Annotated in this window: 7 protein-coding genes and 1 pseudogene; 4 read left to right on the top strand and 4 right to left on the bottom strand. The window is 62.6% G+C overall.

Translation table 11 applies throughout. The features are described 5' to 3' along the window. A pseudogene (locus RIF85_RS12865) lies at positions 1 to 351 on the top strand (xanthine dehydrogenase molybdopterin binding subunit); the annotation flags it as partial. A gap of 1 nt (position 352) precedes the next feature. Further along, positions 353 to 1,159 (top strand): xanthine dehydrogenase accessory protein XdhC, encoded by an 807-nt coding sequence (xdhC, locus tag RIF85_RS12860; RefSeq protein ID WP_309072297.1) that lies wholly within the window; start codon positions 353 to 355, stop codon positions 1,157 to 1,159. Between the two features lie 96 nt (positions 1,160 to 1,255). On the opposite strand, the gene RIF85_RS12855 is transcribed toward xdhC, so the two are convergent. Next, on the bottom strand, positions 1,256 to 1,486 hold the full coding sequence (locus RIF85_RS12855; protein ID WP_309072296.1) for a hypothetical protein: 231 nt from the start codon (positions 1,484 to 1,486) through the stop codon (positions 1,256 to 1,258). Between the two features lie 243 nt (positions 1,487 to 1,729). On the opposite strand from RIF85_RS12855, the gene RIF85_RS12850 reads away from it, so the two are divergent. Further along, on the top strand, positions 1,730 to 3,973 hold the full coding sequence (locus tag RIF85_RS12850; protein WP_375164848.1) for a rhamnogalacturonan lyase: 2,244 nt from the start codon (positions 1,730 to 1,732) through the stop codon (positions 3,971 to 3,973). 132 nt (positions 3,974 to 4,105) lie between these two features. On the opposite strand, the gene RIF85_RS12845 is transcribed toward RIF85_RS12850, so the two are convergent. After that, positions 4,106 to 5,338 carry a saccharopine dehydrogenase NADP-binding domain-containing protein gene (locus RIF85_RS12845; RefSeq protein ID WP_309072294.1) on the bottom strand — a complete coding sequence of 411 codons (1,233 nt, stop codon included), beginning with the start codon at positions 5,336 to 5,338 and terminating at the stop codon, positions 4,106 to 4,108. 181 nt (positions 5,339 to 5,519) lie between these two features. Between RIF85_RS12845 and RIF85_RS12840 the strand changes: the two genes are divergently transcribed. Further along, positions 5,520 to 7,079 (top strand): alkaline phosphatase D family protein, encoded by a 1,560-nt coding sequence (locus RIF85_RS12840; RefSeq protein WP_309072293.1) that lies wholly within the window; start codon positions 5,520 to 5,522, stop codon positions 7,077 to 7,079. 50 nt (positions 7,080 to 7,129) lie between these two features. Here RIF85_RS12840 and RIF85_RS12835 read toward each other — a convergent pair whose 3' ends face one another. After that, entirely contained in the window at positions 7,130 to 7,288 is a 159-nt protein-coding gene (locus tag RIF85_RS12835) for a hypothetical protein (RefSeq protein ID WP_309072292.1), read from the bottom strand. Positions 7,289 to 7,413: 125 nt separating this feature from the next. Then, positions 7,414 to 8,298, bottom strand: a complete 885-nt coding sequence (locus tag RIF85_RS12830) for a hypothetical protein (RefSeq protein ID WP_309072291.1) — start codon at positions 8,296 to 8,298, stop codon at positions 7,414 to 7,416. Positions 8,299 to 8,952: the final 654 nt, after the last annotated feature.

The following is an 8,952-nucleotide window of genomic DNA, read 5'->3' as shown; positions in this document are numbered from 1 at the left end:
GGCCGGATCACTACGCAGTCCGCCAGCACGTACAAGCTGCCGAGCTTCTCCGAAATGCCGGAGGAGTTCAACGTGCACCTGTTCGAACGGGCGACTGAGAGTGGTGTGGTTTACGGTTCCAAGGCGGTCGGTGAGCCGCCGTTGATGCTGGCGTTCAGCGTCCGCGAGGCCCTGCGCGAGGCGGTTGCCGCCTTCGGCCCGGGGGATATCGCTGTCGAGCTCGCGAGCCCGGCCACTCCGGAAGCAGTGTTCTGGGCGATCGAGCGGGTGTCGGCGCCGTCGTCGTCCTTGTCCTCTTCCTCGTCCTCCGACGCGGGCGTCCTGACGTCCGCTACGAGCTCGGCGCAGTGACATGGACTGGCTGGAGGCGCTGCAGCACCTGAGGTCTTCGGGTCTCCCGGGTGTGCTGGCGACTGTGTCGGAGGTGCGTGGACATTCGCCGCGGGAAGCTGGGGCGAAGATGCTTGTCGGAGCGTCCGCCACCTGGGGAACCGTAGGGGGCGGGAACCTCGAGGCGACAGTCATCGACCGGGCGCGGGAGATGATCGCCGGTGGGGTTGGGGCCGCCGAGAACGTTGAATTCTCCTTGAACGAGCACGCAGTGACCCAGCACGGCCGGCAATGCTGTGGAGGGAAAGTGCGGGTGTTGCTTGAGCCCTTCTTGTCCCTGCCCACGGTGGCGGTGTTCGGCGTCGGGCATGTCGGGTACGAACTCGGCAGAGTACTCTCGCGGCTGCCGATGAATCTGTACCTGGTGGACAGCCGCGCCGAGCAGTTGTTGCCCGAGCGGCTGGCGGATGTGACTTCCGGCGTTGCTTTGGTGCGCGCGGTGCACACCCCGGTGCCGGACTCGTTTTTGGGCGAGTTACCCGCCGGCGCTCATGTGTTCATCATGAGCCACGATCACTCCGAGGATTTCCTGTTGTGTGATGCTGCGCTGCGCCGCAGCGATCTGGGGAGTGTTGGATTGATTGGGTCGAAGGCGAAGTGGTCGCGGTTTCGGGGGAAGCTTGCCGCAGAGGGGTACGCCGAGGCGGAGATTGCGCGCATTCAGTGCCCGATCGGGTTGCCGGACGTTGGCGGGAAGGCGCCGGCGGTCATCGCGGTGAGTGCGGCGGCGGACCTGTTGCGGCGGCTCTCTTCGGGATCCAGTCGGTAGGTACTCAAGGAGAAATGGCTGACCAGCCGCGGCAGGGGTGTTCCATCAGAAGGCGCCCACGTATTCCTCAGTGGGTGGTCCTGGCAGGTTCGGCGGTTAGCGGAAGATTTCCCGCGCCGCCTCAGGGTGCAGCACGAATTCGGGGCTTCCGTTCGCATCAGCGGTTCCCGAAGACACGTAGTAGCCATGCCCCATCGCATCCCCTCCAGCCACTCGGTCCAGAGCCCTCAAAGCTGCCTCGGACAGAACAGCGTTGGGAGATGCGGACCGAATTTCCTCCCTTTCCTCCGGAGTCAGTTTTGCGGCCAGCCCGACGAAATCCTTCATGATTTCTCCTCAGCACAAACAGTAGGTGCGGCTAGAGTAGCGGATTCCAGATCGCGAAGGGGTGCTGCAAAGTCCGCATGAGCCGGCGCCAATGGGGCCCGAAGCGTTGAAGCGAAGGCCTTCATATTTGTCCGTTGCTCTTGACAACCGTTTGGGACTGGAAGCAAAATGAAACGGTTCAAGAAAACGTTTTCCCGTTGCGGAAGGCTACTGGCTTGCTTCTGCACCAGGACATCAAGGGAGATGGTTATGGTTTCGTTCGTCCATCCACGAAGGTCACGACGAGCATTAGGGGCGGCAGCAGCGGCAGCTGTCGCTGCTGCAACGCTTGTAAGTATGCCGGCAGTTGCGGCGCCCGAGAATACGCCGATCCGGCAGGTGGAATACCTCGACCGAGCCCCGGTCGCTGTGACAACCGAGGGCGGAGTCTACGTTGGCTGGCGCATGCTCGGCCTCGACGCCGATTCGATCGGCTTCCACGTCTACCGCGACGGTGTTCGCATCACTGAAACTCCGATCACCGGCAGTACCAACCTGCTCGATGCGGAGGGAACCGGAGCCTCGGTCTACCGCGTGACCGCGTTGATCGACCAACGCGAAGTGACGGTCACGGACGAGTTCACGCCGTGGGGGGAACAGTCCCTCGACATCCCGCTTCAGCGACCGGCAGGCGGCACCACTCCAACGGGCGAGGCCTACGAGTACGAGGCCAACGATGCGTCGGTCGGCGATCTTGACGGTGACGGAGAGTACGAGATCGTGCTCAAGTGGAATCCGACGAACGCGAAAGACAACTCGCGTTCCGGCTATACGGGAAACGTGTACCTCGACGCCTACAAGCTTGACGGCACCCGGCTGTGGCAGATTGACCTCGGCCGCAACATTCGTGCGGGAGCGCACTACACCCAGTTCCAGGTGTTCGACTACGACGGTGACGGTCGAGCTGAGGTTGCAATGAAGACCGCAGACGCCACGGTCGACGGCGCCGGCACGGTCATCGGTGACGCGGCAGCGGATCATCGCAACACAAGCGGCTACATTCTGACCGGACCCGAGTACCTGACCGTCTTCGAGGGCGCGACCGGTGCGGCGCTCGACAGTGTCGACTACGTACCGGCGCGTGGAACGCTGTCATCGTGGGGTGACACCTACGGCAACCGGATGGACCGCTTCCTCGCCGGCACCGCTTACCTCGACGGCGAAAACCCCAGCATGATCTTCAGTCGTGGGTACTACTCAAAGACCTACATCGCCGCGTTCGACTTCGTTGACGGCAAGATCGAAGAGCGCTGGTTGTTCGACTCGACCAAGGCCGGCAACCAGTTCGCAGGACAGGGCAATCACAACCTCTCGATCGCGGATGTAGACGCGGACGGCGCTGATGAGATCGTCTTCGGGTCGATGACCATCGATCATGACGGTACGCCGCTTTACAACACCCGTCTCGGCCACGGTGACGCGATGCACCTCACCGACCACATCCCCTCGCGTGACGGACTCGAAGTGTTCGCGGTGCATGAGAGTATGCCCAGCAGCGGTCAGCGTGCAGCGACGATGCGCGACGCGGCTACGGGTGAGATCCTCTGGTCGATACCCGGTACCCGTGACACCGGCCGTGGCGCGGCAGGCGACATCGACCCGACGCACGCTGGCAATGAGGCGTGGGCGATCGGAGGCACGTACAAGTTCTACTCGAAGGTCGGATCGCTCCGCGCAGCAGATGGCACGGACCTCGGTACGAGCATTCCCGCGGCGAACTTCCTCACCTGGTGGGACGGGGACCTGCTGCGTGAGATCACCGATCACGACTACACCGACCCGGCCGAACTCGCCACCGGTGCGACGCCGACCATATCGAAGTGGAACTGGGAGACGAAGACAGAAGAACGGCTGCTCACGCTCGACGGCACCCTCACCGGTAACGGCACCAAGGGCAACCCGGCACTCCAGGCCGACCTGTTCGGCGACTGGCGCGAGGAACTCGTCTACCGCAGCGCCGACCACTCGTCGCTGAAAATCTTCACCACCACCGATGTCACCGAGCACCGCATCCGCACCCTGATGCATGATCCGGTGTATCGGCTGGGCGTAGCGTGGCAGAACACCTCCTACAACCAGCCCCCTCACACGAGCTTCTTCCTCGGTGAGGGAATGACGACGCCTCCCGCTCCGAGCATCGCCTACGTGAACGCCCCGGCACCCGACGAGACAGCACCAGTCGTGACCGAGATCAAGGACACCAAAGTAGGTGCCAAGCGCGGGCTCGTCGTCGACGTTCGAGCAGAAGACGTTGAGTCGGGTGTCCGCTCACTCACCGTCACCTTCAACGGACAAGAGGTCACCGGAGTGGACGGCCGCTACGAGCTCCCCGTCGAAGGCCTCAAAGGCAGCTTCGAGCTCAGCGTCGCCGCGGTCAACCACGCCGGTCTCGAAACAACCGCTACTGCCGAAATCACCGTGCGACCAGGCAACGGCAAGCCCGAGTAGCACGACAAGAGAAGTAGTCAGGTAACCGCAGATACGGGAGGTGGGGCTAACGCTCCACCTCCCGTATCGCGTCTCAACTAGCTTAGTTTTTGAGCCCCACCAGGGGCGGAGTGTGGTCCGATTCGGCGTCCGTCAGATGAGGGCCCTGACCTCGTAGGTATGGCCTGCCGCGCGCAGCCTCTCAATCAGGATGTCGCCGAGGGCGGTAGCCGGGGTTAGGGATCCGGCAGCTGACGGCAGGCGGTCGCCGTCGAGGGCAAGTGAGAGCGCTGTCTCGCCGGCCATGACGGCGGTGGCGGCATATCCCGGGTCGCCGGGCCCGGCTACGACGGCCCGGTATCGCCGGCCGCTCTCTGTGGAAGCAGTCACCTGGGACCGGAACCAGCCTGAGCGCCGTGCGGCCTCGCTCGGACCTGCACCGGGCGACGGAAGGAAGCGGCCCAGTAGCTTCCTCGTGAGAGGTAGGGCCAGCATGGCTCCGAACACCCGTAGTCCGAGTGCCGTCGCTCCGGCGGTGACGGCGCCGGCGAACCCCCGCCCAATACCCATCACCTCGCCGTACCGCAGAGAGCGGCCATAGGCCCAACCTTGCAGGGCATTGCTGCGGCGCACCATCCGCGTGTTCACTGACGCCATGACGAAGGGCGCGGTCCACACGCCGTCCTCCGCACGGCCGACCCACGCCAGGTCCGCCGGCTGCCAGGTCGCGGGCTCCGCCGTCCTGTCTGGACTGAGGGAGTAGGGATCGCCCGCGAGCGATCGCAGCACAGGGTCCGACCGCATGCCGTCGAGTTGCCCACGCATCGACTCGATAGTGCCGCCGCTGAAGCCACCCTTCGCCCTGGCGACGAGCTGCACCTCGGTCAGTCCACCCGCGCCGTCGGCCTCCACGGCGCGGTGTAGGAGGAGCACCGCGAGGTCCGACGGGACGGAGTCGTAGCCGCACGCATGGACGATTCGTGCACCGGTAGTCCTTGCCAGGGTGTCGCAACGGTCAATTGCCTCACGGACGAAGGACACCTCGCCCGTCAGGTCCCCGTAGTGCGTCCCAGCGCGGGCACACGCCTCGACGACGGGCAACCCGTACTTCGCGTAGGGACCCACCGTGGTGAACAGAACCCTGGTACCTGCGGCCAACGCAGCGAGCGAGTCAGGGTGATCCGAGTCGGCCTCGATGAGGGCCCAGTCGTGTGCGGCGACGGGCAGCCTCGACCGTACGGCCTCGAGCTTCACTCTCGATCTTCCGGCGAGCCCCATGCGCAGGTCCGGCGGAGCGTGGCCCGCAAGATATCCGGCGATCAGTTCACCGACGAAGCCGGTCGCACCGAAGAGGACGAGGTCGTGGTCGCGCGTTGGGGCTTCCATGCCAGCAGTCTTCCACGGCAGCGGCTAGACCGAGGCGGAGAAGTGCGTAACTCTCCTATGGGCGTGGTGTTCTTTCGCATACTTCGGTTTTGTTCACCTGATCGAGAGACACACTTAATCGGAGTGTCGTCTTAGCCTCGGACCCTTGTGCGGATACCCATTCTGTCGAGGAGACTTCCTGATGCCCGTTCGCTCGCCCGCTTCCCGCCGCCAGTTCCTACAGCTCTCTGGGTTTAGCGCCCTGGCAGCCGCTTTCGGTTCCGCGGTCGCTAATCCCAGCCCGGTGTGGGCGGCACCGCGATTTTCGGCCAATCCCTTCACGTTGGGAGTGGCGTCCGGAGAACCTCTGCCTGACGGTGTTGTCTTGTGGACGAGATTGGCGCCGGATCCGCTTCGGTTAGACGGCACCGGCGGGATGCCTGAGATGCAGGTTCCGGTGTCATGGCAAGTCTCCGAAGACCCCTCCATGCGGAAGGTGGTACGCGCAGGTGCTGCTCACGCGCAACCCCAGCTTGGGCACTCCGTCCACGTTGAGGTTGGCGGACTGAGACCGGACCGGCAGTACTACTACCGTTTTCGTGCTGGCGAAACGCTCAGTCCGATTGGCCGGACACGTACCGCAGCGGCACCTGGTGCTGCGCTGAACTCGTTCTCGTTCGCCTTCGCGAGCTGCCAAAACTATCCCGCGGGCTTTTACACAGCTCATAAGCACATGTCGCAGGAGGATCTCGACCTGGTCGTTTTCCTCGGGGACTACATCTACGAAGGTGGCGGTCAGGGCACGATCGGTCGAGGCTGGGCACCGGCGAAGGAAGCAACCACTCTGGCTGACTACCGCGTCCGGCATGCCCAGGTTAAGACGGACGCCGACCTGCAGGCATCACATGGTGCTTTCCCTTGGTTGGTCACTTTCGATGATCACGAGGTGGATAACAACTGGGCGGGGGAGGACTCTGACCCGAACACTCCAGTCGATCAGTTCCTGGTCCGTCGTGCCGAAGCGTTTCAGGCGTACTACGAAAATATGCCGCTTCGGCTGGCCCAGCGCCCGGAAGGCTCGAAGCTTAGCCTGCATCGCCGTCGTACCTTCGGTGATTTGATTGACTTCTACATGCTCGACACCCGTCAATACCGTGATGATCAGACCGGCTCCGAGTCCGGGCGGCTCGATCCCGCCCGCACCATTCTCGGCAATGAGCAGGAAGATTGGCTGCGGAAATCGTTAGCCGGCCCTACTGCACGCTGGAACACGCTGGCGCAGCAGGTTGTCTTCTCACAGCGTGACTTCCAGGTCGGCCCCGAGCAGGGCCTCAATGAGGACTCCTGGGACAATTACCCTGTCGCCCGGGATCGAATGAGTGCGTACTTCGCCGAACTGGGAGCCGGTAAGAATCCGGTCATCGTCACCGGAGATGTGCACATGAACTACGTGTGCGACATCAGAACGGATTTCAACAACCCGGCAGCCCCAGTAGTGGGAACGGAACTTGTCGGAACCTCCATCACTTCTGGCGGGGACGACTCTGGGAATCCGGCCGGCGATGCCCGTCAGCTTGAGGAGAACCCGCACATTCGCTTCATCAACCGCGAACGCGGGTACGTAAGGAATACCATTACGCCGTCCGAGTGGACCGCGGACTTTCGCGTCGTCGACTATGTGACCCGCCCGGGAGCTCCAGTCCGCACCCGGGCTAGCTTCGTCATCGAGGAAGGCAAACCCGGAGCCGAACCATCCCTCTAACCAAAATCATGCTGCCGGACCGGTGACGGGCGGCCTCACCAAGTAGCGGCTCAAGCGGGCATCTTCTCGATCGTGGAGATTGGGGTGCCCTCGATGCCCGGATCCCTCGTGCGTGGTGCCGCAGCAGGCATCGCCACGACCGGGGTGATGACAGCATTCCAGAAGCTGGTGGAGCCTGCGTGGCCAAAGGCCATCGCTGCCGTATTCATTACCGTCTATACCGTGATGTTCTATGTCACCAAGCAGTGCCACCCGGAACGCTGCGGCAGCTGTGCTGGGCGAACGCGATGCTGAAAGTGGAATCGACCCAGGCGTTGATCAGCTGACGTTGCGGTCACTCGAAACTGATTCGTCGGGGACTTTCGGATCCCGCGATAGTGTATCCATTCCAGCCCGGACCGACCTGATCGCGCGTCTGCCAGCTACCGTAGAGCATTCCGTAATGGTGAAGAATTCCATCGCTGGTCCGGGCCAGAAGGCCTGTTTGGGCAGATTCGGTGGGGCAATTGCAGATCATATGATCCCCTCCATATCCCGAAATCGCCACGACTGCATTCATAGCGCTCCAGCCCGTACCGACCGTCATCGGCCCGTGGGTGAAATTTCCGCTGCCGTCCGTCTTGTAGAGGTACAGCTTTCCCGTTATCGAGTCCTGGGCGATGATGTCGGCTCGGCCATCAGTTTCGAAATCAGCCAGGTGATGCGCCAGCGATCCCCCCCATCCGCGGCCCTCGACCACCCGGGCTGCCAGCCCCGCCCCGGACAGATTCGGGTAGTTGTACAGGAGGCCGGTCTCCAAATTCACGGCAACAATAGACGGATACTGATCCGTCTGCTTCCACTGGCCCACCTCGATGTCATATGAACCCCAGCCGGTTCCGATGATCGAGCGGGTGAAGCCGCCGGTGGGTATCCCGAGGTAAAGGTAAAGGTGCCCGTTGTGGCCGACCGCGACGATGTCCTGAATGCGGTCCTGGTTCCAATCTGCGGTCTTGAGATCCCGCATGGAATTCCAACCGGTACCGATCTGTCGGCGGTCCCCGATGAGGTCGTAGTTCCACAGCCGTCCGCTGGAATCGAATGCCACGAGGCTCGGGGAAGTAACGGACGGGGTGATTGTATGGGGCGTCGGTTCAGCGTGGGCCGGGAGAGCGGTCAAAGAGATGGAAAGGGTCAGGGCGGTCAACAATCCAGCCTGAATTTTGGACAGCAATTTCATAGAGAATTCCCCCGGAATCGTGAAGTGGATAGCGTCCATTATTCGGGACCAGTGTGATCTGCCAGCCGTCACCGCAGTACCGATTCAGTAACGCCGATATAGATTCGGTAACAAGCAGCGTCCGCCGGCCTTACATCCCTCACCGCACCCTTCGGGGTACCGGCTCAAGCGGACGATGTTCGGTGCGCAAAGTAAGAAGGTAGTAGCAGTTACGATCATCCGATGGGGACATATGAGGTAGTGACATCCGATCGAGTAACCACCATCGCGGCGCTATGCGCATTCTCGCTGATAACGGTCACTGGCTGCGGCGTAGGCGACCAAACTCAGAAGGCTGCGAGCGGCACACCGGGAGCCACGGAAGCAGCGACAGCTGGATCGGAAGTTGCTGTTGATTCGGCCGAACCTACGGCGCAGCCCTTTGACCTGCAGTTGGAGTCAGCAAGCATAATTCAGGCAGGCGACGGCGATTTCAGGACCTTGAACACGATCGGCCGGCCAGGCACCGACCTACAACCTGGTGACTACACCGTTCATGTTCAATGCCGTGGAACCGAAGCATTGACCTTCTCCTACTCGTCGGAAGCCCGCCAGGAGGGAATGTCGCACTTACCTTGTGGCGCGCCGCAGTCTTTCGACATCTCGGTCCCAGAC

The sequence above is a fragment of the Arthrobacter sp. genome (assembly GCF_031179385.1).
In the GTDB taxonomy this organism is placed as follows: Bacteria; Actinomycetota; Actinomycetes; order Actinomycetales; family Micrococcaceae; genus Arthrobacter_D.
Note: the sequence above shows the minus strand (reverse complement) of the source record. Positions and strands in the feature narration are given on the sequence as shown.